The sequence below is a fragment of the Gammaproteobacteria bacterium genome (assembly GCA_024235095.1).
In the GTDB taxonomy this organism is placed as follows: domain Bacteria; phylum Pseudomonadota; class Gammaproteobacteria; order Competibacterales; family Competibacteraceae; genus UBA2383.
Genome location: JACKNC010000001.1, coordinates 58,309 through 80,720, shown reverse-complemented (window position 1 = coordinate 80,720; position 22,412 = coordinate 58,309). Strand labels below are relative to the sequence as shown.

Below are 22,412 nucleotides of genomic sequence, written 5' to 3'. Positions count from 1 at the left end.
CCTCCCCCTAATTGATCCGCGCCAGCAGGATGATATCGACCCGGCGATTCTGTGCCCGGCCCTGGGGAGTGTTGTTAGGTGCGACCGGTTCGGTGTCAGCGCGGCCTTCGCTGATAAAGCGGCCCGGATTGGCGCTGACCGCCGCCAGCAACTTGACCACGCTATCCGCGCGCGCTTTGGATAGATACCAGTTGGATGGAAACTGTAGGGTATGGATCGGTAGGTTGTCGGTATGACCAGTGACCAGTACCTTGCCTGTTACGGTATTCAGTTCTTTGCCGATCTGCGTCAACAGTGGCAGGTAGGCTGATTTGATATTAGCGCTGGCCGAGTCGAATAATCCGTCGCCCTGAATACGAATCGTGGTTCGATCCGCTGCTTCAATAACCGCGACCTGACCCTGGTTGATTTGTGGCGCGAGAAAGGTGCGCAGATCCTGGGATACCCGGTTGAGTTCAGACTTCACTTGCGGTTTGACCGGGGACGGCGCCGCCGGAGCGCCGTTACGCTGGACCATGGCGACGGTTTCATCGCGGATATCCGCTAACTGATTAAACACGGGGTCAGAATTCGTGTTGAGCAGCCAACTAAAAATCGCATAGGCCGCCAATAACAGAGCCGCCGCTACTGCCGCCACCACCCAGAGCGGCACGTAGCGGATGAGCGGATTTTGTTCTTCGACCGTGCCGCGCCAGTGCGGGGATAAATCGCGTTCGAATTCGCCGCGGGCAGTGCGAATGGCGTTGTAGGTCCGTTCGCGCTGCTCGTCCAATCGGCTGCGGCCATTGTCAAGCAATCGGTAGCGACCCTGGAAACCAAACGCCAGACATAGATACATGAGCTCCAGCAGATCCAGGTTTTTGCGGGGATCCTGGATAATGGCGTCCAGTAACTCGAAGAATTTCTCGCCACCCCAGGTTTCATTATGGAACGTCACCAGCAGGCTATTTTCACTCCATTCGCTGGCGCGGCCCCAGGGGGTGTTCAAGACCACCTCATCCAGCGTCGTACACAGGACATAGCGCGCGCGGAACACGGTCTTTTCGTGAATCCCGGCATTGCGGGCGTTGGCCGCGAACACCTTGATCTCTTCAATCATCTGCTGTCGCAATTGTTCGGGATTCGGATGCGAAGAGGTGTTCTTGAGCCGCATGATCAGACCGAGCAGCGGCTCAGCGGCGGCTTCTAGCAGATTAAGTCCAACACCCTTGGAGACCGGCGCCGGCTCAGGGACTGGCGCCTGGAGGGGGGGCGATGGCGAGGCAGCCGCGTCCGGGCGGCGCCCCCCCGGTACGGGCCGGACAATAGTTCGCTCGCTTTCGTCGCCGCCAGTAGCAAATGGATCGTCGATAGTCACGGTTCGTTACTCGATCACTCTTTGATGGCCCAGAACACCATTTCCAGTCCTGGAAACTCGCCGCCTACATGAAAGGCAAAACCGCCCGAGTTGAGCAGTTGTTTCCAGAATTCGCTGCTGCGATCCAGGCGGAAGTAAATAAAATCAGCCCGGTAGGGAATTTCCCGCGGCGCCACCGGCAGGGCGCTGACGCTGATGCCGGGCAAATGATGATTGACGAACTGAGCGATGCGCTCGACCGGACCAATCTTGACCTGGGTCGGGAACCGGTTGCGCAACAGGTCCGTGGCCATGTCGGCGCGCACTGCCAAAATAAAGGTTGCCTTGGTCAATAACGGGCGTTCGCGATCGGTAATAATCGCCACCCGGATGCCGTATTGACGCTCCTCGATGGGGATGCGGATCGCTGCTTCGGCCTCCTCCAGACTGAGCGAACGACGCAATTCGCTCATCAGCGCGCCGAAGGTTTTGTGCAGATCATCGTGATCGTAGGGCGGAAAACTTGGAGAACGCCGCTTGACCTTGTCGGTAAAGGTCGCCATTTCGCCGGCGACCTGCAGGGCGATCTGGTAGAAGGTTTCCGGATGCAGGCCCGGCATGATCGCCAGGTGAGCAAACAGCGGCTCGAAGCGATTGACGGCCTGGAGGCGCAGGAACTGGGCGATATCCAGACCGCCGCGCGAGGTGCCCACGCCGACCACACGCTCCGACAGCGCGTCGCCGCGTTGGTGCAACAAACCCAGCACCTCGGTGACAAACCCCTTTAGCGCAGGTGCGCCGCGGCAATCCAGGCAGGGCGGTAAATAGTCGGCGTCCAGCACCACGGTCTGGTCAGGACGTTTTTCCTGCACCTGGGCGATACCGATGCATGTGTAATCACTGGCGTCTCGTGTATCGAGGAACAAGCGCAGCCGGCGCTCGCCGATTTCGAGATGCGTGCTGTTATTGGCGGTATCCACATTGTTATCACGCACTTCGCAAGCCGTGGCCCGATAGCGCGCCGCCGTATCCTGATAGTCGCCGCGCTCCACATCGGCCATGCCGGTGCGACGCAAGGGCAACGCCAGCATGACTCGAACGTCGCGCGCCTCGGCGTCGATATCCAGAGGCGCTGGTGGCGGATCATGGTCGGGGATGCTGAAGGGCGTGCCATCGGGCAACAATCCGCGGGCAGTGGTAATCCCCACCTTGCCTAGCACCAGCGCTTCCCGGTCGAGCGCCAGATCCGCCACGCCCCAGGCATAGGGGTGCAGCGGACCACAGGATTGTCGAACCAGCGCTTCAAGATACCGATCCTGCTGCTGAAAATGCTGGGGACGCAGGAACATCCCTTCGGACCATACGACTTTGCTGTACCAACTCATGGTCGCGTTGCTCGTTTCATGGCTTCATTGGCTCCCCTGACTCCCTGTCTCTCCATAAGCGGAAAAGGGAAAATTGAGGATAAATTTATTAATCCTAGCATCCCGAGCACGGAACGGTAGTCGGCGCAGGACAGACAATTGAACTATTGTAAGCGAATTCATCCCGAGCGCAGTCGTTCCGCGTAAGCACGGGCGAATTCATCGCCAAACAGTTCGTTGAAATCATCCTCGGCCTCCCGGGCGATGGCCTGGTACTCCGCGTTGAACAAATCCCAGTATTTAGCCTTGCGATTCGCCGGCCAGATATTATCAAGCACGCTCTGTTCAAGGCGCGCTTCCAGATTGTCAGGATCAAACCGCTCCAGAAGACGGGCCAGTGCAGCCTGAATGCCCGCCACGACCGCCAGCTGGTGAGCCTTGATATCGTTAAAACCCTCTTGCACTGCTTGCACCGGCGACATATAAACGCCCTTTTGGCTGATTAACAACAGCACCATGACTTCCTCAACCCGCAGCGGCGGCTGCCCAGGCGGAGTCTTGAGCGGGTTGTTCTCCAGGGGGCCAATCGCGGTGCGGTCCAACCGGAATTCGCCCTTGAGATCGCCGCGAGCGAGCAAAATATCCATAAGGCCGCGAACGGTTTCACGAAACATGGCGCCTAAGTTGGCCATGATTTCGGGCAACTGATCCTCGTTCAGGCGCATCTGAGGCAAACCGGCGCCGTCCAGAAAGGCGCGCAACAAGGTTAGCGCATCCAGTCCGGGCGGTTCGACCGCTGGGGCTGCGGGCGCTGGCGACGGCGGCGTTGAAACAGGAGATGGCTTCCACCAGTCATCAGGAATTGGAATGACCAGCGCCTCGGGTTCGGCCGGGGTGGCAGGTTCAGGGGGAGAAGGCTTCTCAGGTATTTCCTGCTCGGGCGACAAAAGTGGGGTAGCCGGTTCCTCATCCGGCGGCGCTGAAGCCTCTTCCAGAGGCGGCGGTTCCGGCCCCAGCAGATCCGGCGGCTCATAAGCGGCGCCTTCCGGTCCACCGATGTCGGCGGGCGGTTCAGTGGCTACGCCACCCGGGGGAGAGAGCAACTCAGGGGTGGGATGCTCTAGTCCCAGACTGTCCCGGCTCTCCGCCAGCAGATCGTTGAACGGGGGCTTGACGATATCGAGGGAGGCGTCAAGAGGCGATGGCGTCTTCTTGTCGGGGATGTTGATGTCGACCGGGGCCAGGCCCGGACTGAGCACAATATCGGTGACCGGACCCTCCGCTTCAGCCGCTTCTTCCTCTTCCTCTTCCATCGAGGCAATCGTGGCCTCGATTTCATATTCCCCCAGGACAAAGCGGTCGCCATTCCTGAGCGGCACCGTGTGTTCGCGCGGGATACGCTGTTCAGAGTCGTTGAGAAAAGTGCCGTTGGTGCTCTTATCGGTCAGAACATAGCCGCCATCTTTGTAATGAACGACACAGTGTTCGCTGGAGAGGATGCGCTCCGGGTCTTGCAAAACCCAGTCATTTTTCGATGCGCGGCCAATGCTGATCGAACCGCGATCCAGAATTTTGGTCGTTTCCTGGCCTGGCGAGAGTCGTTGATAACTGATAATCATCAATTTCAGGGGCATAATGCGATGTCCGTTAGCGGGGGTGCCGCTGCAACCGCCCGACTGAGTATCGTCGGGTTGCTCGATTATATCGCTAATAGACAGTCTATACTGCTTGAGCATAGGCATAACAAGCCAGCCGGGCTATTTTTCACAGCAGCGAAGCGGATGAGGCGCGCCCCTATGAGCATTATTGACGTTGAAAGCCTGTTGAGCGAGATTACGGCCGACGCGCCATGCGGCGAAGATCTCGAGTACGACCCCCAGTTCGCAGAGATGGAAAAAGAGGCGCAGGGAACGGCGGAGCGCCAATATGGCGACACGATCATCCCTGGTGAACCGCCCAACTGGCGCGGCGTTGGCAAAACGGCCCTGGATCTCCTCGAGCGCACCCGCGATTTACGGGTTGTGGCCTACTTGACCCGGGCGGTGCTGAACACCGACGGTCTGGCAGGATTCACCGACGGCCTGGCATTGATTGAAGGTTTGATTGAGCAGCACTGGGACAACGTCTACCCGCAGTTGGACCCTGATGACGACAATGATCCCACCCTGCGCATCAATACGATTGTGGGGCTGTGCGATCCGGAAACCACCCTGCATGATCTGCGCACTACGCCCCTGGTCAGTTCGCGTAGCCTGGGACGCTTCAGCCTACGCGATGTGCAGATCGCCGCTGGCATACTGACTCCGATTGCGACCGATGAGGAGCACACGCCGCCTAACCAGACGATGATCGACGGAGCATTCCAGGATGCTGATCTGGAGGAGCTGCAAGCCACGGCGGACGCCGTCGCCAAAGCCATTGAGCACGCCGATGGCATTGAAACTCGGTTGACTGATCAGGTTGGCGTCACGGCAGCCCCGGACATGAGCGCCCTGTCGGGAGCGTTGAAAGAAATCCGCCACGTTCTGGCTGAGCAACTTGAACGGCGCGGCGCAGGTATAGGAGGCGAGGATGAAGCGAGCGAGATCATGGAGGGAACAACAACCGGCGCCCCCGGTACCGGCCAACGCATGATCGTGGGCGAAATCGCCAGCCGCGAGGACGTCATTCGCACACTCGACAAAATCTGCGACTATTATAAACGCTATGAACCGTCCAGTCCGGTGCCTTTCATGCTCAAACGCGCCAAGAAACTGGTGACCATGGATTTCGTGGAGCTTCTGCGGGATCTCGCGCCCAACGCTACCGAGCAAACCGACCTGATTTTCGGTTTGCAACCAGAGGAAGCGGAATAATCAAGCTATAATGGTTGACTAGTAAGCTAGGTTTATTTCAAATAGCCAACAGTAATTGAAGCTTAGAGAGGTGATGCTCCAATGGCGATGAGTAGCCAGAAGTTTATTGCTCGCAACCGTGCGCCGCGCGTCCAGATCGAATACGATGTTGAAGTGTATGGTGCTGAAAAGAAAGTCCAGTTGCCCTTCGTGATGGGGGTGATGGCCGATCTGTCCGGTAAGCCGACCGATCCCCTGGCGCCAGTGGCCGATCGCAAGTTTCTCGAAATCGACATCGACAATTTCGACAATCGGTTGAAAGCGATGAAACCGCGCGTCGCTTTTCGGGTGCCTAACACCCTGACCGGCGAGGGTGAATTGAGCGTGGATTTGTCCTTCGAAAGCATGGAGGATTTTTCCCCGGCTGCGGTCGCGCAGAAGGTGGATTCGTTGAACCGGCTGTTGCAGGCCCGTCAGCAGCTGTCCAATCTGATGAGCTACATGGATGGCAAGACCGGCGCCGAGGAGCTCATCGCCAAGGCGCTGAACGATCCCAGTCTCCTGCAGTCCCTGGTCGCGGAAGCGAAGCCCCAGGACGCCGCTGCGCCCGCCGCCGAGGAGTAATAAATCATGGCCGAAACCAGTCAAGACACCCAGGTTCAAGCCGAAGTTGAAACGCTCGAGGCCAGCGATTTTTCCTCCTTGCTACAGCGCGAATTCAAACCCAAGTCCGATCAGGCCAAGGAAGCGGTTGAATCCGCGGTCCGCACCCTGGCGGAACAGGCCCTGCAATACACCACCCTGGTCTCCAAAGATGTTGTCAAGTCGATCGAATCGATGATCGCGGCGATTGACAAAAAACTGACCGACCAGATGAACGTGATCATGCATCATCCCGATTTTCAGGCCCTGGAGAGCGCCTGGCGCGGCCTGCATCATCTGATCAACAATACCGAGACCGACGAGATGCTCAAGATTCGCGTCATGAACATCTCTAAAAAGGATTTGCACAAGACGTTGAAGAAATACAAGGGAACGGCCTGGGATCAAAGCCCGCTCTTCAAGAAAATCTACGAAGAGGAATACGGTCAGTTCGGCGGCGAACCCTACGGCTGTCTGGTCGGGGATTATTACTTCGATCAGAGTCCGCCTGATGTCGAACTGCTGGGGGAAATCTCCAAGATCGCCGCTGCCGCCCACACGCCATTCATCTCCGCCGCCGCGCCAACCGTCATGCAGATGGATTCCTGGCAGGAATTGAGCAATCCTCGCGACATCACCAAAATTTTCCAGACCCCGGAATATGCGGCGTGGCGCTCGCTGCGCGAATCCGACGATTCCCGCTACCTTGGTTTGACCATGCCCCGGTTTCTGGCGCGTTTGCCCTATGGCTCCAAGACTGACCCGGTCGAGGCGTTCGACTTCGAGGAAGACGCCGAGGGCAGCGAGCACACCAAATATGTCTGGGCCAATTCCGCCTACGCCATGGCGGTCAACATCAACCGGGCGTTTAAGTTGTACGGCTGGTGCACCCGCATTCGTGGCGTGGAAGCCGGCGGCGTGGTCGAAGGCTTGCCCTCACACACCTTCCCGACTGACGATGGCGGTGTGGACATGAAATGCCCCACCGAAATCGCCATCAGCGACCGGCGTGAGGCCGAATTATCGAAGAACGGGTTTCTACCGCTGATCCATCGCAAGAATTCGGACCTTGCCGCGTTCATCGGCGCACAGTCGCTGCAAAAGCCGGCGGAATATGACGACCCGGACGCGACTGCCAACGCGAATCTATCGGCCCGTCTACCGTACCTGTTCTCAACCTGCCGCTTTGCGCATTATCTGAAGTGCATCGTTCGCGACAAGATCGGTTCATTCAAGGAGCGCGACGATATGCAGCGCTGGCTGCAAAGCTGGATCTCAAACTATGTCGATGGCGCCCCAGCGACCTCGTCCGAGATCACCAAGGCCAAATATCCGCTGGCCGCCGCCGAGGTGGTCGTGGAAGAAGTGGAGGGCAATCCGGGTTACTACAGCGCCAAGTTCTTCCTGCGACCGCATTATCAGCTCGAAGGTTTGACCGTGTCATTGCGCTTGGTCTCCAAGCTGCCATCGGCCAAAGGCGGCTAGCGGTTCAAAATGAACGGAGCCGAGGTCATTTTGACAAGGCCGCATTCAACGAAACCGACCAGCCGTTCTCGCGTCTTTCTGAATAAAATAAATATAAATCAAAGGATTGTATAATTGGCATGGGAAGTGAATCATCTCAAACTGAGAGCGTGATCGAACGGAATTCCTGAAAACGGACCGCCGGTCACCCGCTCAGCAACCCAGAAGCACGATTCGACACACGAGTTCTGAATCGTGCAAAAATCAATCCCCAGTGGAGGTAAATAACATGGCTTATGATTCATACATGCAGGTTTCCAACGGCATCGAAGGCGAAAGCACGGCCAAAGGCTACGAAAAGTGGATCAAACTGTATAGCTACAGTTTCAGCGCGAGCAATCCATCCACGGTCAGTTCCGGTTCCACCGGTCTGTCTTCTGGGCGCACCTCGGTCAGTTCCTTCAGCTGCACGATGAGGCGAGAGAAGGCGACGCCACAACTGTTCGGGTTCATGGTTTCTGGTCAGCACATCGACAAGATCGTGGTGCATCTGACCAAGAATGTTGGGGCCAAGGGCGCGGTGCAGAAACCCTTCGAGGTTTACACTTTTGATAGCTGTCTGGTCGAACACGTAGACTGGTCGGGTAGCGGTGGCGAGGACGAACCCTTTAGCAGCCTGAGCTTTGCCTATGCCAAGTTGACCGTCCATTACGAGCAGCAGGATACCAAGGGCGGCACTATCGGCAAGCCGGTGGAAGCGTCCTTTGATCAGACCACGGTCGAAGTGGCTTGATGACTCCCGGAGCCGGTGGACGACCGCCGGCTCTTTTCGCCGTAACCCAGGAGAATGCTGATGCTATTGGGTGAATTGTTGGCGGAACGCAGTCTGCAACCGGTTCTAACCAACGTACAGGATCAGGTGCGCCGGGAACCCGCCAATCCCAAGCACCGGATTTTTCTATTCCAACTGTTGTCGATCCTGGGACAGTGGGAACGGGCGCTGACTCAGTTGAATGTGCTGGAAGAAATGGACGCCGGCAGTCTGCCGATGGTGCAGACTTACCGCGAAGCGTTGCGTTGCGAAATGCTGCGCGCGGATGTCTTTGCCGGACGGCGGTCGCCATTGATTTTCGGCGATCCGGAACCGTGGGTCGCGTTGCTGCTGGAAGCGCTGCGCCTCACCGCCGAAGGTCATCATGAACAAGCAGCGCCAGTTCGGGAACAGGCTTTCAAGGATGCGCCGGCTACTGCAGGCATGATTGATAACCAACCGTTTACCTGGATCGCCGATGCCGATAGCCGAATGGGGCCGGTGCTGGAGGCGATTGTCAACGGTCGTTATTTCTGGATTCCCTTTCACCGGATCGGCAGCATCAAGCTGGAAGCGCCTGCTGATTTACGCGATTTAGTCTGGATGCCTGCCCTCTTCACCTGGAGCAATGGCGGCGAGACGGTTGGCCTGATTCCCGCGCGCTATCCCGGTTCACAAGCCAGTCCTGATCCTACCTTGCAACTGAGCCACAAGACCGAATGGATCGAACAGGCGGAAGACGTGTATATCGGCCTGGGACAGCGCATGCTGGCGACAGACGAAGGAGAATATCCGTTGCTGGACGCCCGCCTGTTGCGGCTGGGCGATGCCGCTGCTGAACCGGCGGTGGATGTTCCTCCAGCGGAATCCCCCGCGTGATGATGATTTCCCCCCGCTCCCGTGGCTGAACTCACGCCCCAGGAACGCTTGCAGCCTTCGTTGCTCGATCGGTTGACCGATGAGGAGCCTGATCAGCTGCAGGAATCCCGCGAAAAGCGGGTCTTGTCCATGAGCCGGTTGCGGGAGTGCGTGCTGCGCGATCTGGCCTGGCTGTTCAACGCCGGGCGTCCGTTCAGTCCTGAACAAATGGAGCGCTATCCTCTAGCCGCCAGTTCCGTGCTCAACTTTGGCATCCCGCCGCTGGCGGGCATGACGGTGCGCATTCTTGATCTGAACATGCTGGAAAATTTGCTGCGGCAGTCGGTGATCGATTTCGAGCCGCGCATTTTGCGGGGCACTTTGCGCGTCCGGGCGAACCTGACCGCCGCGCAGATGAGTCATAACGCTCTGACCTTTGAAATTGAAGGCGAACTATGGGGACAGCCTTTGCCGCAACAATTGTATTTGAAAACCGAGATTGACCTGGAAAGCGGTCAGGTGAAAGTCGAAGAGGAAACCCGCAAGTCGAGGGTGCGCTGATGGACCCCCGCCTGCTTCAATACTACAACCGAGAGCTGCAATTTGTACGTGAACTGGGGGGCGAATTTGCCCGCGAGTTCCCGAAAATCGCCGGACGCTTGGGGTTGGAAGGTTTTGAATGCGCCGACCCATATGTAGAACGCCTGCTGGAGGGTTTCAGTTTCCTGGCGGCGCGGGTGCAGCTCAAGATGGACGCCGAGTTTCCCCAGTTCACCCAGCATTTACTGGAGGTTCTCTATCCGCATTATCTGGCGCCGACGCCTTCCATGGCCATCGCGCGTTTTCTGCCAGACCCTACCGAGGGGGCGCTGGAACAGGGTTTTGTGATTCCCCGGGATGCTGAACTGCGCAGTCTGTTAGGGAAAGGCGAACAAACCTCCTGCGAATATCGCACGGCGCACCCGGTGACTTTATGGCCGCTGGAGATTACCGAGGCGCACTACTTCGCCGGCAAGGAACCTGTCGCCGCGCTGGATTTGCCCCAAGCGCACAAAATTCGGGCGGGCGTTCGTCTGCGCTTGCGCACGACCCAGCCTGGCCTGCTGTTCAGCAAACTGCCCCTGGAACGGTTATCTCTGTATTTGCAAGGCAGTGATGCGTTGCCCATGCATCTGTATGAACAATTGCTGGCAAATGTGGTGACGCTGGTGGCGCGGCCCGGCCAGCGGCCCGCCCCCTGGCACGAAGTGATTCCCGGCCCAGCTATTCATCGCCTGGGCTTCGAGCAAGATCAGGCGCTGTTGCCCTACGCGCCGCCCTCGTTTCAAGGTTATCGCCTGTTGCAGGAATATTTCGCCTTTCCGCAGCGCTATCTGTTCGTGGAGCTGAGCGGGCTGGGTTCATCCGTGCGTCGGTGTACGGGCGAGGAGCTGGAAATTCTGATTCTGCTGAATCGCGCCGATTCAGCCCTGGAAAACCGGGTGGCGGCAGAGAATTTTGTGCTGTTCTGCGCCCCGGCGGTTAATCTCTTTCCCAAACGCGCTGACCGCATCCATTTGGGTCCTCAGGTTGCCGAGTATCATGTGATCCCCGATCGCACCCGTCCAATGGACTTCGAGGTTTATCAAGTTAAAGGTGTTACCGGTATTGGCGCCGAGGGCGAGGAGCAGGAATTTCTGCCGTTTTATGCGCACTATGACCGGCTCAATCAGCGCAGCCAGCGTTCTTTCTATACCGTGCATCGCCTGCCCCGGCTGCTGTCCAGCCACCAGCGAAGAGTCGGGCCGCGCTCTAGTTATATCGGCAGCGAAATCTATCTGGCGCTGGTCGACGCTGACGAGGTGCCCTATCGCGGCAATCTGCAACAACTCGCGGTCTCGACGCTCTGCACCAATCGCGATTTACCATTACATATGCCGATCGGACGGGGCGAAACCGATTTTACCCTGAGTTCTGGCGCCCCGGTGAAAGCCGTGCGTTGTGTGACCGGTCCCTCGTTGCCGCGCTTTTCCCGCGCCCACGGCGACACCGCTTGGCGCTTGATCAGCCATTTGAGTTTGAATTACCTGTCGATCACTGACACTGACGAACGGCAAGGAGCGGCGGCGCTGCGCGAATTGCTAGCGTTGTATGGCGATCTGGCGGAAGCGACGGTGCAAAGGCAGATCGACGGTGTAGTTTCGGTACAAGCGAAACCGATCACCCGCCGGGCGTTGGCGCCGGGGCCAATCGCCTTCGCCCGAGGCCAGGAGGTGACTGTGTATCTGGACGAAGCCGCTTTCGAGGGCGCGGGCGCTTTTCTGTTAGGCGCGGTGCTGGAACGGTTCTTCGCTAAATACGCTTCTATCAACTCGTTCACTGAAACGGTCGTTCGCTCGACCGAGCGGGGTGAGATCATTCGATGGCCAGCCCGGATCGGACGTCAGCATACGCTGTAGATTTATTCGAGGCCTTGCAGCGCAAGCCCTATGCCTTTCATTTCTTCCAGGCGCTGCGGCGACTGGAATGCCGCTATCGGGAGCAGCCACGGCTGGGCAAGGCCATGCGCCTGCGTGACGATCCGGTGCGGTTAACGCAGGAACCCTCGATGGCGTTCGCGCCATCCACCCTGGCATCGTTCGACCCTGGCGACGAACAGCGTCCACCGCGTCTGGCCGAATATTTTCTCGGTTTGTTCGGACCGCAAGGTCCATTGCCCCTGCATCTGACCGAATACGCCTACGAGCGCAAACGAGGTTATAGCGATCTCACTTTTTCCCGTTTCGCCGACATTTTTCACCATCGAATAATCAGCCTGTTTTACCGGGCCTGGGCGGACGCGCAACCTACCGTCAATTTTGACCGGCCAGAAACCAATCGTTTCGATGTGTATATCGGCGCAGCCTTCGGGCTGGGCATGCCCTCCTTGTGGAATCGGGACGCCGCGCCGGATCTAGCCAAGTTTCATTACGCTGGACGCCTGGCTTGTCAGACCCGCAATGCCGAGGGACTGGAAGCGATTCTGGCGGATTTTTTCCATCTGCCGGTGGGTATTGAAACCTTTGTTGGCCACTGGTTGCCGCTCTCCCCAGCCAGCCAATGTCGGCTTGGAGAAACCCCCGCGACTGGATTGTTGGGTATGACCGCGGTGATCGGCGAACGGATCTGGGATCGCCAATACAAGTTTCGCATTGTGATCGGGCCGATGGGATTAACGGAATTTCAACGCTTCCTGCCTGGCAGCGACAGCTTGCGTCGCCTGGTTGCCTGGGTGCGCAACTACATCGGCGATGAACTGTTATGGGATGTCAATCTGGTGCTCAGGAAAGAAGAAGTGCCGCCGCTCAAACTGGGCGAGCAGTCGCAACTGGGTTGGACCACCTGGTTGACCAGCCAGCCTCTGGCGCGCGACGCCGACGACTTAAAGCTCGATGCTGTAACCTACTGTACAGAAAGCTAAAGGATAACGGCTAAAGAGATCTTTAACCTTTAACCTTTAACCTTTAATCTCATGCAAAGGAGTCCGAATCCATGGCTGAAATTAGTCGCGTCGCGCTGTTCGGGAAACTGAACAGTCTGGGTTATAAAGCCATTGAAAGCGCTACCGTATTTTGCAAACTGCGGGGCAACCCCTATGTAGAGTTGGTGCATTGGCTGCATCAGGTGCTGCAATTGCAGGATTCGGATCTGCATCGCATCATTCAGCATTTCAGCTTGAACCCATCCCGCGTGGCCAAGGATTTTACCGATGCGCTCGACCGCCTGCCGCGCGGCGCGACATCGATTTCCGACCTATCCTCCCATGTCGACGCCGCGGTCAAGGAGGGCTGGGTGTACGCCACCCTGATGTTCAAGGATGCTCAGGTGCGCACCGGTCATCTCATCGTGGGAATGTTGAAAACGCCGGATCTGCGCAACGCCCTGCTGGCGATTTCCCGCGAGTTCGACAAGATCAAGCTCGACGAACTGATTGAACGCTTCGGCGATATCATCGCCGCCTCGCCGGAAAGTGGGCTGCGCGCCACGGACGGCTCCCAGGTGGGCGGCGGCGCGGCGCCGGGCGAGGCCAGCGAGGCTATAGCGCCTGCGCAAATGGGCAAGCAGGAAGCCTTGCAACGCTTTTCCGTCGATCTGACCGAACGGGCGCGCACCGGGGAACTCGATCCGATTGTCGGGCGCGACGAGGAAATTCGTCAGATCGTCGATATTCTCATGCGTCGTCGGCAAAACAATCCGATCCTGACCGGCGAGGCCGGGGTGGGCAAAACGGCGGTTGTGGAAGGCTTTGCCCAGCGAATCGCTGCCGGAGATGTGCCGCCGCCCTTGCAGGATGTGACCCTGCGGGTGCTGGATGTCGGTCTGTTGCAGGCGGGCGCCAGCATGAAGGGCGAATTCGAGAACCGCTTGCGGCAGGTGATTGACGAGGTGCAATCCTCGCCCAAGCCGATCATTTTATTCATCGACGAGGCGCACACCCTCATCGGCGCCGGTGGCGCAGCAGGTACCGGCGATGCGGCGAACCTGCTTAAGCCGGCCTTGGCGCGGGGCAAGTTGCGCACCATCGCCGCCACCACCTGGGCCGAATACAAGAAGCATATCGAAAAAGACCCGGCGCTGACCCGGCGCTTCCAGGTCGTGCAAGTCGGCGAACCGACTGAGGAAAAGACCGTGCTGATGATGCGGGGCATGGCCTCGACCATGGAACAGCACCATCGGGTGCAAATTCTCGATGAGGCGCTGGAGGCGGCGGTCAAGCTGTCGCACCGCTATATTCCGGCTCGGCAGTTGCCGGACAAGGCGGTCAGTCTGTTGGATACGGCCAGCGCCCGGGTAGCGATCAGTTTGCACGCGGTACCGGCGGAAGTGGAGGATTGCCGCCGTCATATCGAGGCGCTGAATACCGAGTTGGAAATCATTGACCGTGAAACTGCGGTGGGTGTCGACACCGCGCAACGTCAGGCGGATGCCCAGGAAAAATTGCAGGTCGAACAAACACGATTAGGCGAACTAGAAGCCCGCTGGGAGGAAGAAAAAGGACTGGTCGCCCAGATTCTGGAATTGCGCGCCAAACTGCGCGGCGTTGGCGGCGCGATCGAAGCGGATACTGCAAAAGAACCGCCAGCGGAACCGACTCTGGAACCGAATGTGGAACGAACCGCTCGCCTAGCGGAGATGAAGGATCTGCAAGCCAAACTGCACGAATTGCAGGGCGAAAAACCGTTAATCCTGCCTGACGTCGACGCCCAGGCCGTAGCCTCGGTGGTCGCCGATTGGACTGGCATTCCGGTCGGGCGCATGGTGAAGAACGAAATTGAAACCGTGCTGAAGCTGGCTGACCTGCTGAATCGCCGCATTATCGGCCAGCGTCATGCCCTGGACATGATCGCCCGGCGCATTCAAACCTCCCGCGCCGCGCTGGACAATCCCAACAAACCCATTGGCGTCTTCATGCTGGCCGGCCCGTCCGGGGTGGGCAAGACCGAAACGGCGTTAGCCTTGGCCGAGTCTCTGTATGGCGGTGAGCAGAACGTTATCACCATTAACATGAGCGAATTTCAGGAAGCGCATACCGTTTCCACTCTAAAGGGCGCGCCTCCCGGCTATGTCGGTTATGGCGAGGGCGGTGTGTTAACCGAGGCAGTGCGGCGGCGTCCCTATAGTGTGGTGTTGCTGGACGAGGTCGAAAAAGCGCATCATGACGTGCATGAAATCTTTTTCCAGGTCTTCGATAAGGGCTGGATGGAGGATGGCGAAGGGCGGTTCATCGACTTCAAAAATACCCTGATTTTGCTGACTACCAACGTCGGTACTGATCTGATTGCCAATATGTGCAAGGATCCAGAGTTGTTGCCAGATGCTGAGGGACTCAGTAAAGCCCTGCGCGAGCCATTGCTGAAAGTGTTTCCGCCCGCGCTGCTAGGCCGGTTGGTGACGATTCCCTACTATCCGCTCAATGACGCCATGATCGGCGATATCGTCCGCCTGCAACTGGGCCGGATTGAGAAACGGATTCTGGAAAACCACAAGGTTCCCTTTGTCTATGACGACGAGGTGGTCAAGCTTATCGTCAGTCGTTGCACCGAACTGGAAAGCGGCGGGCGCATGGTCGACGCCATTTTGACCAATACCGTGCTGCCGGCGATCAGTGAGGAATTCCTCAAGCGGATTATGGCCGGCCAACCGGTGGCGCGGGTCCAGGTGCGGGTGCAGGACGGCGAATTTGCTTACGCATTTGAGTAAAAGCGCCAACAGGCTGGATTCTTGCCGCTGTCAACGTTATCTTGCTTCCCAATCCTGGAACGTTCTTGCCTGGCTTCCAGGGGCGGTTGATCCCTTAGTATTTGTCCCAGGAGAGGATATTGATGGTCGAGTTCGATGAGGTGCGGCGATTAATTGGCGAAATATTGCAACTGGGTGATCGGATTCAGAAATTCACCCCGGACACTCCCTTGCTGGGCAGCATCCCGGAATTCGACTCCATGGCGGTGGTGACCTTGATCAACGCGGTCGAGGAACGCTTCGACATTATGGTCGCGGATGACGAAATTAGCGCCGAAACCTTTGAAACAGTGGGAACAGTTCATGCGTTTATCCGGGATAAAGTGATGACGGGAACCTGAATTCCAGTGATCGAGCCGTTTTTTCTGGCTAGCAGCCAGGGTGCGCTGTTCGCAGTTTACCATCCGCCGAGTACGGGATGCAGGGAATGCGGCGGAGTGCTGTATGTGCCTCCGTTCGCGGAGGAAATGAACAAAGCGCGACGTATGGCGACCTTGCAAGCGCAGCGCATGGCCGCCGCCGGGTGGGGGGTGCTGATCCCCGATCTGTATGGTACGGGCGACAGCGCTGGTGATTTCGCCGATGCGCGCTGGGCGATCTGGCAGGATGATCTTGGGCGCTGTGCAGACTGGCTGCGTCAACGTGGTCACGAACATCTGATGCTCTGGGGTTTGCGCTTAGGTGGGTTGCTGGCTATGGACCGAGTCGCACCCATTGCGGCGGCGCGCCTGCTGCTTTGGCAACCGGTGTTATCCGGTCAACGCTTCCTCCATCAGTTCCTGCGTTTGCGGCTGACCGCTGATCGCTTCAAGGGCGGCGGCGACAGCATGGGCCAGCTGCAGGAAAAGCTGGCGGCGGGACAATCGCTGGAAGTTGCCGGTTACGAACTGCATCCGGAACTGGCCTCAGCCCTTGAGCAGGCTTGCCCCGTTACGCCGCCCGCCCAGGTTTGCGTCGACTGGTTCGAGGTAGCCGGAACAATAGACGCGACATTGTCTCCGGCCAGTCAGCGCGTGGTGGAAACGTGGCGCACCGCAGGAGTCGCGGTTCACCCCCAACCTGTGATTGGTGATGCTTTCTGGGCGACCCAGGAAATTGCCGAAGCCCCGGCTCTTCTGGAGGCGACGTTAACCGCCTTGCTGGATCACACGCCATGAACCCCGCTTTCGCGGAAACTGCGCTGGTTTTCCCTTGTGAAGACACGGAACTGCCAGGTATTTTGCATACCGGCGCGCCGGATGCGACCCGAGGGGTGTTGGTGGTCGTTGGCGGACCGCAGTATCGCGTTGGCAGTCACCGCCAGTTCATCTTGCTGGCGCGGAGCTTAGCTCAAGCCGGCGTTCCGGTGTTGCGTTTTGACTATCGCGGTATGGGTGACGGTGGAGGCGAGTTTACCGGTTTTGAAAATATCGATGCCGATATTCACGCGGCGCTGGACGCCTTTTCTCAGCAGCTTCCCCAATTGCGGGAAATCGTCATCTGGGGGCTGTGCGACGCGGCCTCCGCGGCGTTGTTCTATGCCTGGCGCGACCCGCGCGTTTCTGGACTCGTGCTGCTGAATCCTTGGGCGCGCACCGAGGCGGGACAGGCGCGCGCCTACCTCCGCCACTATTACCTGAGCCGGTTGATCAGTCCTGATCTGTGGCGCAAGATCCGGCGCGGCGATTTTGCGTTCAGCGCGGCTTGGCGCTCGCTGTGGACGCTGCTTGGACAAGCTCGGCCAGTCGACTCAGGCAAGGCGGTCGCGGCCCATCCGGAACAGAGACCCTTGCCCGAGCGTATGGCCGACGGCTGGCGTCGCTTCCACGGTCCGATTCTGCTGATTCTCAGCGGCGATGATCTAACCGCCGCCGAATTCCGGGATATGACCAGGACAGCGCGAACCTGGCGGCGCTTGCTGGCGCAGCCACGGGTTACGGTGCGCGAATACGCCGAGGCGAATCATACCTTCTCTTGTCGCGAATGGCGGGATCAGGTTGCAGCCTGGACGCGGGAGTGGCTGGGGACGTGGTGATTCGCCGTGGGCCGATGAGCGTGGACAGGCTGGCCGGTTTTAACCAAAGGGAACGGTTCCAATAATGTGGTAAAGAGCAGCAAATAGTACATCAGGGTCAACCGCGGCACATCCAGCAAGCTGTTAAACAGTCCTACAGTGAGAAAACCCGACAGCGATGCAAGCAAGGCTAACGCCAGGGAATTGTCACGATGTTCGAATTCAAGAAAAGCCCGCCCCAATCCTAGTAAGGTTAGCAGTCCGAACAGCACTACTCCGATCCAACCCTGATCGAAGAGTATATTTAGCCACAAATTCTTGGCATGCCAAGGCAAATGGTGGCGGTCACTGGTGAAAAACCAGCGGTCGCCGCCGTGGGAGAAATTGCCATTCGCAAGCAATTCAGCGCCAGAGATAGGGTCGTTCAGTTGAATATTATCGACATCCAACAGAGCGCCGCCGGTAGAGTTACTCAATATTAATTGGGCAGTGCGGCGCGATCCCCAGACATCTCCAGCAAACCCTAATGTATTCAACGTTATCTCGAAATGTTGCCAGTCGCGATTTTCAATCTTCAGCGAACGCCCGCTGCAACCGAAAGGATAAAGCAGCCATTTTTGACAGAGCGCTATATTAACTATCGCCGGTTTTTCCGGAGCGCGCGCGTCCAGAGACAGCGTATAAAGTGTATAGAGTTGCGGCGCTACCCGCTGACCAATGCGCAACGGTTCGCCATAGCCACGCGGATAACGGGCGCCACTGATCCGCAGGAAGGTATTGTTGTTTTCAGTTTCGTATTGGAGATTACCTGGAAATTCATCAGCGGGATTGCGCCAGAAATAAGTTGCTGGAAACTTGCCAATGCCCATGCCCCACAAATCAGTAGCCCAATCGGCATTCATCATGAACAGAACCGCCCGCCAGTGTTGCAAACGGGTTTCCCAATCATGCTCGGCCTGAGAAAAACGTTGTTCCATATAGTAATTTCCCGTTACAGGGATGCTGATGCCCAGGATCATTGCCGTCAGACCCGCGCCCAGCACAGTCGATCGCTCCCAACGCCAGACGCGAAAACGAAAATTCAGGATCACCAGACCCAAGGCCAGGCCCATAGCCGGCAGGGTGCTGATTAGAGCCGGTTTGCCTCCCCAGCGCCACGCGACCAATCCTGTCCCCACCACCATTCCGGTAAAGCCAACCATCCCCAGCATGACGCCAACCGGCCGATGCTTGCCGCCAAAGATAAGAATTCCGGCAATCCAGATCATCGCCGCCAACCCGAAGGCCCAATAAGCGCCTTTGGCCAACCACTGCCAGAGTAGCCACTGGCCGGTCAGACAGGCGACAAAGCCTATAGCAAGGTGCGACCCCCCAGGCAATAGCGCACGTGACAGGCTACCGACGAACAAGGCGCTGATCAACAACGCCAGAGTTGCAGCCAGCGTGCGGTAACCACCGGTTGCGAAAACCTGAAAGAGCAGACCGGCGATCAGGCATAACAGTGATAGTAGCAATAAAGATTGCCATAAGGGCTTGCGGGAATCACGCCGACCGCGAAGCGCACTCACACTGATGATAGCCACAGAAATCCCAAACCCCAGATAAAGCCCCCGTGAAAAAGTCGCTGTGATCGCGTAAACGCTGAGGCCGACGATAATCACAGCCAAAATGGCATGGTTCAATTGTCTTGCTTGCAAAAGCCATAGTATGGCGAATGGCGTCAACAGAGCGAGTGATCCATCCAGAGTCGCGCCTCCGGTATGCATCGCAGAGAAGGGGCCAGTCGCCCGGTAGTCGCTGGAAAAATCCAGCAAACCGGTAAATGTCAGGCGTTCCCAGAAGACCACGGTGCTGACCCCTGTCAAGGCTATCAGTAAGCCGGACAGCAGATAACGCTGTGCATGATTCTCCGCCAGTGTTCGGCGCAACAGCGGCAAGAGCAGCAGCGCCCAAAGTGTCCCCTTGGCAATCCGCAACCCATTGTAGGAATTAGTGTAATCCGTTAGCGCATTAAAATCTGGAACAGGCAGCGGCCACAAACCGCGAATCAGACTGACGAGGAAAGCCGCTAAAAACAGTAGCAACAGCGGTGCAGCGACAGGCGTAAGCCGGTGAATCGGTGGAGTCCATGCAAGCCGCGAATAGCCGATCGCCACAGTGATAGCGAGAACCATATCGGCTTCATCACAGAGCAGCCAGCCGGTCCAGGGAGTCAGATCGACCGCCAGCAAAACAAAGGGCAAAATCGCCAACCAGCCGGCTGGCCAATACCAGAGGATGAAAGCGTATCCGGCCAGAATCGATAATAGTCCGTTCCCCCCTAACGGATAGCGCCACGCCACCAGCCCCATGGGGAGCATCACGGCCCATACCGCGACGATTAGTAGAGTGATATGAAGCCTTTTGAGCACAACATCGGTCAAGTCTAGCCTGTTCATTACGATGAAACACCACGACCACTGGCGATCGCGATCGCCAGTGGTCACAAACGCTCAATCATCCTACTCGGGTTGCGCCAATTCTTCTTCAACCGACTCCGGCGTGGCGACCGCCGCTGTTGGCGAGGCGTTGATCGTCGGGACCAGCGCCTCCGATGCCAAGGCTTCATCCGCAACTGTTGCGTCATCCGCAACCTCGGCTACGACCGCCAACGGTTTCAGCGGCGGCTCCTCGGGACGCAGGACGATCCCACCCAGCGGCGGTACAGTGACCGAGATCGAATAGGGTCGGTCCATCCAGGGCTGCTCTTCGGCGATCAGATCCACCCCGCCATTACCTACGCCGCTCCCAGCGTAATAATGCGAATCGGAGTTGAAAACTTCCGTATAACGCCCGGTGCGCGGCACCCCGATTCGATAGCCGTGGCGCGGCACCGGCGTGAAATTGACGACGACCACCAGAAAATCATCGTCCTTCTTGCGCAAGTAGCTCAAAATTGACTGTTCGGCATCATGGCAGTCAACCCAGTCGAAACCCTGCCATTCAAATTCATAGTGATGCAATGCCTGTTCGCTATGATAGAGCCGGTTTAGATCCTTGACCAGTAATTGCATACCCTTGTGGAAGTCGTACTGGAGCACATACCAGTCCAGCGTGACTGCGCTGTTCCATTCAGTGCCCTGACCGAATTCGGTACCCATAAACAACAGCTTCTTGCCGGGGTGAGTGAACATGTAGAGATAAAGCAACCGCAGATTGGCAAAACGTTGCCACTCGTCGCCTGGCATCTTGTTAGTCATTGAGCCTTTGCCATGCACCACCTCGTCATGCGAGAACGGCAGCATGAAATTCTCGGTGAAACAGTACAACATGCTGAAGGTCAGCAGGTCGTGATGATATTTGCGATGAATGGGATTTTGCGCCATATAGCGCAGGGTGTCGTTCATCCAGCCCATATTCCATTTCATGCTGAAACCCAACCCGCCCAGATAGGTCGGGCGGGTGACCTGCGGCCAGGAGGTCGATTCCTCGGCGATCACCATCGCGCCGGGATGCTCACTATGCACGACCGTGTTCAGTTCCCGCATAAAGTCGATCGCTTCCAGATTCTCGCGGCCACCATACTTGTTGGGGATCCATTCGCCTTCCTTGCGTGAGTAGTCCAGGTACAGCATGGACGCGACCGCATCGACTCGCAGCCCATCCAGATGGAATTCCTCGACCCAGTACAAGGCGCTTGAAAGCAGGAAGTTCTTCACCTCGTAGCGGCCAAAGTTAAAAATCAGCGTCGACCAGTCGAGGTGCTCGCCCTTGCGCGGGTCGGCATGTTCGTAGAGCGGTTCGCCGTCGAAACGGGCCAGACCGTGGGCGTCCTTGGGGAAGTGGGCTGGAACCCAGTCGAGGATAACGCCTACATCGTGTTGATGGCAGTAATCAATGAAATAACGGAAATCATCCGGCGTGCCAAACCGGCTGGTGGGCGCATAATAACCGGTGGTTTGATAACCCCAGGACGCATCATAAGGATGTTCGGTAATCGGCAGCAATTCAATGTGGCTGAAACCCAAGTCCTTGACATATTCGACCAGTTGATGAGCCAGATCCCGGTAGTTCATGAATTCGCCTTCCCAGCCGCGCCGCCATGAACCCAGATGAACCTCGTAAATAGACATCGGCGCGTGCAGCCAGTCCGCCTGCTTGCGCTTGTTTAACCATTCGTCGTCACGCCAGGCATAACTATTGGGTTTGGCGACAATCGTGGCAGTGCTGGGCCGCAGTTCAAAATGCTGACCATAGGGATCAGACTTCAAGAGCACCGCACCGCTGTGGCGGTTGCGGATTTCGAACTTGTACAGGTCGCCGGGACAGAGATTGGGGATAAACAATTCCCAGACGCCACTGCCACCGCGCACCCGCATCGGATGAATGCGTCCATCCCAGCGATTGAAGCTGCCCACCACACTAACCCGCTCCGCATTCGGCGCCCAGACGGCAAACAGGACGCCAGCGACCCCATCGGCTTCATGCGGGTGCGCGCCCAGGAAACGGTAGGAATGCCAATGCTTGCCCTCGCCGAACAGGTACAGATCGAAATCAGGTAGTTGCGGCGGGAAACAGTAGGGGTCGTAGGAAATATGCTCGTGGTGATCCCCATCGCGCCAAATCAGCCGATAACGCTCCGGCACCTGGTCGACCTTGCCCTGCCATTCAAACAGGTCGGTGTTAGGGACACGCTCCATCGGCAGGTTGCCCTCAGCGATATGGACTTCCTTGGCATAAGGCAAATGGGCGCGCACCACGACCTTTTTGTCCTGGGGATGGCGGCCCAACACAGCAAAGGGATCATGATGGCGGGCTTCAACGATACGTTGTAATTCGGGGTTAAGCTTTGGACTCGTCACGTTGTTCATCC

General features: G+C 57.7%; 17 protein-coding genes. 12 read left to right on the top strand and 5 right to left on the bottom strand.

The features are described from left to right. Window positions 1-7: 7 nt before the first annotated feature. The 3 genes from tssL to tagH form a co-directional block, all read right to left on the bottom strand. Window positions 8-1,357 (bottom strand): type VI secretion system protein TssL, encoded by a 1,350-nt coding sequence (gene tssL, locus H6973_00300; protein MCP5124111.1) that lies wholly within the window; start codon window positions 1,355-1,357, stop codon window positions 8-10. Window positions 1,358-1,371: 14 nt separating this feature from the next. Beyond that, the gene (gene tssK / locus H6973_00295) at window positions 1,372-2,721 is read right to left on the bottom strand and encodes a type VI secretion system baseplate subunit TssK (protein ID MCP5124110.1); all 1,350 of its coding nucleotides are present in this window, start codon (window positions 2,719-2,721) and stop codon (window positions 1,372-1,374) included. A 158-nt stretch (window positions 2,722-2,879) separates the two neighbouring features. Beyond that, window positions 2,880-4,334: a type VI secretion system-associated FHA domain protein TagH gene (gene tagH / locus H6973_00290; protein MCP5124109.1), complete on the bottom strand. Its 1,455-nt coding sequence runs from the start codon at window positions 4,332-4,334 to the stop codon at window positions 2,880-2,882. A 168-nt stretch (window positions 4,335-4,502) separates the two neighbouring features. On the opposite strand from tagH, the gene tssA reads away from it, so the two are divergent. From tssA to H6973_00230, 12 genes are all read left to right on the top strand, one after another. Then, on the top strand, window positions 4,503-5,555 hold the full coding sequence (tssA, locus tag H6973_00285; GenBank protein ID MCP5124108.1) for a type VI secretion system protein TssA: 1,053 nt from the start codon (window positions 4,503-4,505) through the stop codon (window positions 5,553-5,555). 81 nt (window positions 5,556-5,636) lie between these two features. Further along, window positions 5,637-6,158 (top strand): type VI secretion system contractile sheath small subunit, encoded by a 522-nt coding sequence (tssB, locus tag H6973_00280; protein ID MCP5124107.1) that lies wholly within the window; start codon window positions 5,637-5,639, stop codon window positions 6,156-6,158. 6 nt (window positions 6,159-6,164) lie between these two features. Then, on the top strand, window positions 6,165-7,661 hold the full coding sequence (gene tssC / locus H6973_00275; protein MCP5124106.1) for a type VI secretion system contractile sheath large subunit: 1,497 nt from the start codon (window positions 6,165-6,167) through the stop codon (window positions 7,659-7,661). 268 nt (window positions 7,662-7,929) lie between these two features. Next, the gene (locus tag H6973_00270) at window positions 7,930-8,433 is read left to right on the top strand and encodes a type VI secretion system tube protein Hcp (GenBank protein MCP5124105.1); all 504 of its coding nucleotides are present in this window, start codon (window positions 7,930-7,932) and stop codon (window positions 8,431-8,433) included. A gap of 60 nt (window positions 8,434-8,493) precedes the next feature. After that, window positions 8,494-9,330 carry a virulence protein SciE type gene (locus H6973_00265; protein ID MCP5124104.1) on the top strand — a complete coding sequence of 279 codons (837 nt, stop codon included), beginning with the start codon at window positions 8,494-8,496 and terminating at the stop codon, window positions 9,328-9,330. A gap of 21 nt (window positions 9,331-9,351) precedes the next feature. Further along, window positions 9,352-9,870, top strand: a complete 519-nt coding sequence (gene tssE / locus H6973_00260; GenBank protein MCP5124103.1) for a type VI secretion system baseplate subunit TssE — start codon at window positions 9,352-9,354, stop codon at window positions 9,868-9,870. Beyond that, window positions 9,870-11,747 carry a type VI secretion system baseplate subunit TssF gene (tssF, locus tag H6973_00255; GenBank protein ID MCP5124102.1) on the top strand — a complete coding sequence of 626 codons (1,878 nt, stop codon included), beginning with the start codon at window positions 9,870-9,872 and terminating at the stop codon, window positions 11,745-11,747. Before tssE ends, tssF begins: the two co-directional genes overlap by 1 nt. Further along, window positions 11,711-12,748: a type VI secretion system baseplate subunit TssG gene (gene tssG / locus H6973_00250; GenBank protein MCP5124101.1), complete on the top strand. Its 1,038-nt coding sequence runs from the start codon at window positions 11,711-11,713 to the stop codon at window positions 12,746-12,748. Before tssF ends, tssG begins: the two co-directional genes overlap by 37 nt. 71 nt (window positions 12,749-12,819) lie before the next feature. Next, entirely contained in the window at window positions 12,820-15,528 is a 2,709-nt protein-coding gene (gene tssH, locus H6973_00245; GenBank protein ID MCP5124100.1) for a type VI secretion system ATPase TssH, read from the top strand. A gap of 122 nt (window positions 15,529-15,650) precedes the next feature. Further along, a complete protein-coding gene (locus H6973_00240) occupies window positions 15,651-15,908 on the top strand; it encodes an acyl carrier protein (protein MCP5124099.1) in 258 nt (85 codons plus the stop codon). A gap of 9 nt (window positions 15,909-15,917) precedes the next feature. Continuing rightward, window positions 15,918-16,724: a hydrolase 2, exosortase A system-associated gene (locus H6973_00235; GenBank protein MCP5124098.1), complete on the top strand. Its 807-nt coding sequence runs from the start codon at window positions 15,918-15,920 to the stop codon at window positions 16,722-16,724. Next, window positions 16,721-17,581, top strand: a complete 861-nt coding sequence (locus H6973_00230) for a hydrolase 1, exosortase A system-associated (protein ID MCP5124097.1) — start codon at window positions 16,721-16,723, stop codon at window positions 17,579-17,581. The genes H6973_00235 and H6973_00230 overlap by 4 nt, the downstream gene beginning before the upstream one ends. Here H6973_00230 and H6973_00225 read toward each other — a convergent pair. Further along, on the bottom strand, window positions 17,539-19,998 hold the full coding sequence (locus H6973_00225) for a hypothetical protein (protein ID MCP5124096.1): 2,460 nt from the start codon (window positions 19,996-19,998) through the stop codon (window positions 17,539-17,541). The genes H6973_00230 and H6973_00225 overlap by 43 nt on opposite strands. A 63-nt stretch (window positions 19,999-20,061) precedes the next feature. After that, on the bottom strand, window positions 20,062-22,410 hold the full coding sequence (gene glgB / locus H6973_00220) for a 1,4-alpha-glucan branching protein GlgB (GenBank protein MCP5124095.1): 2,349 nt from the start codon (window positions 22,408-22,410) through the stop codon (window positions 20,062-20,064). Window positions 22,411-22,412: the final 2 nt, after the last annotated feature.

Excerpts from the sequence above, each read along its gene's own strand:
- tssK (MCP5124110.1), bottom strand. The coding sequence starts at position 2,721 with ATGAGTTGGTACAGCAAAGTCGTATGGTCCGAAGGGATGTTCCTGCGT.
- tagH (MCP5124109.1), bottom strand. The coding sequence starts at position 4,334 with ATGCCCCTGAAATTGATGATTATCAGTTATCAACGACTCTCGCCAGGC.
- tssB (MCP5124107.1), top strand. The coding sequence starts at position 5,637 with ATGGCGATGAGTAGCCAGAAGTTTATTGCTCGCAACCGTGCGCCGCGC.
- tssC (MCP5124106.1), top strand. The coding sequence starts at position 6,165 with ATGGCCGAAACCAGTCAAGACACCCAGGTTCAAGCCGAAGTTGAAACG.
- H6973_00270 (MCP5124105.1), top strand. The coding sequence starts at position 7,930 with ATGGCTTATGATTCATACATGCAGGTTTCCAACGGCATCGAAGGCGAA.
- H6973_00265 (MCP5124104.1), top strand. The coding sequence starts at position 8,494 with ATGCTATTGGGTGAATTGTTGGCGGAACGCAGTCTGCAACCGGTTCTA.
- tssF (MCP5124102.1), top strand. The coding sequence starts at position 9,870 with ATGGACCCCCGCCTGCTTCAATACTACAACCGAGAGCTGCAATTTGTA.
- tssG (MCP5124101.1), top strand. The coding sequence starts at position 11,711 with ATGGCCAGCCCGGATCGGACGTCAGCATACGCTGTAGATTTATTCGAG.
- tssH (MCP5124100.1), top strand. The coding sequence starts at position 12,820 with ATGGCTGAAATTAGTCGCGTCGCGCTGTTCGGGAAACTGAACAGTCTG.
- H6973_00240 (MCP5124099.1), top strand. The coding sequence starts at position 15,651 with ATGGTCGAGTTCGATGAGGTGCGGCGATTAATTGGCGAAATATTGCAA.
- H6973_00230 (MCP5124097.1), top strand. The coding sequence starts at position 16,721 with ATGAACCCCGCTTTCGCGGAAACTGCGCTGGTTTTCCCTTGTGAAGAC.
- H6973_00225 (MCP5124096.1), bottom strand. The coding sequence starts at position 19,998 with ATGAACAGGCTAGACTTGACCGATGTTGTGCTCAAAAGGCTTCATATC.
- glgB (MCP5124095.1), bottom strand. The coding sequence starts at position 22,410 with ATGAACAACGTGACGAGTCCAAAGCTTAACCCCGAATTACAACGTATC.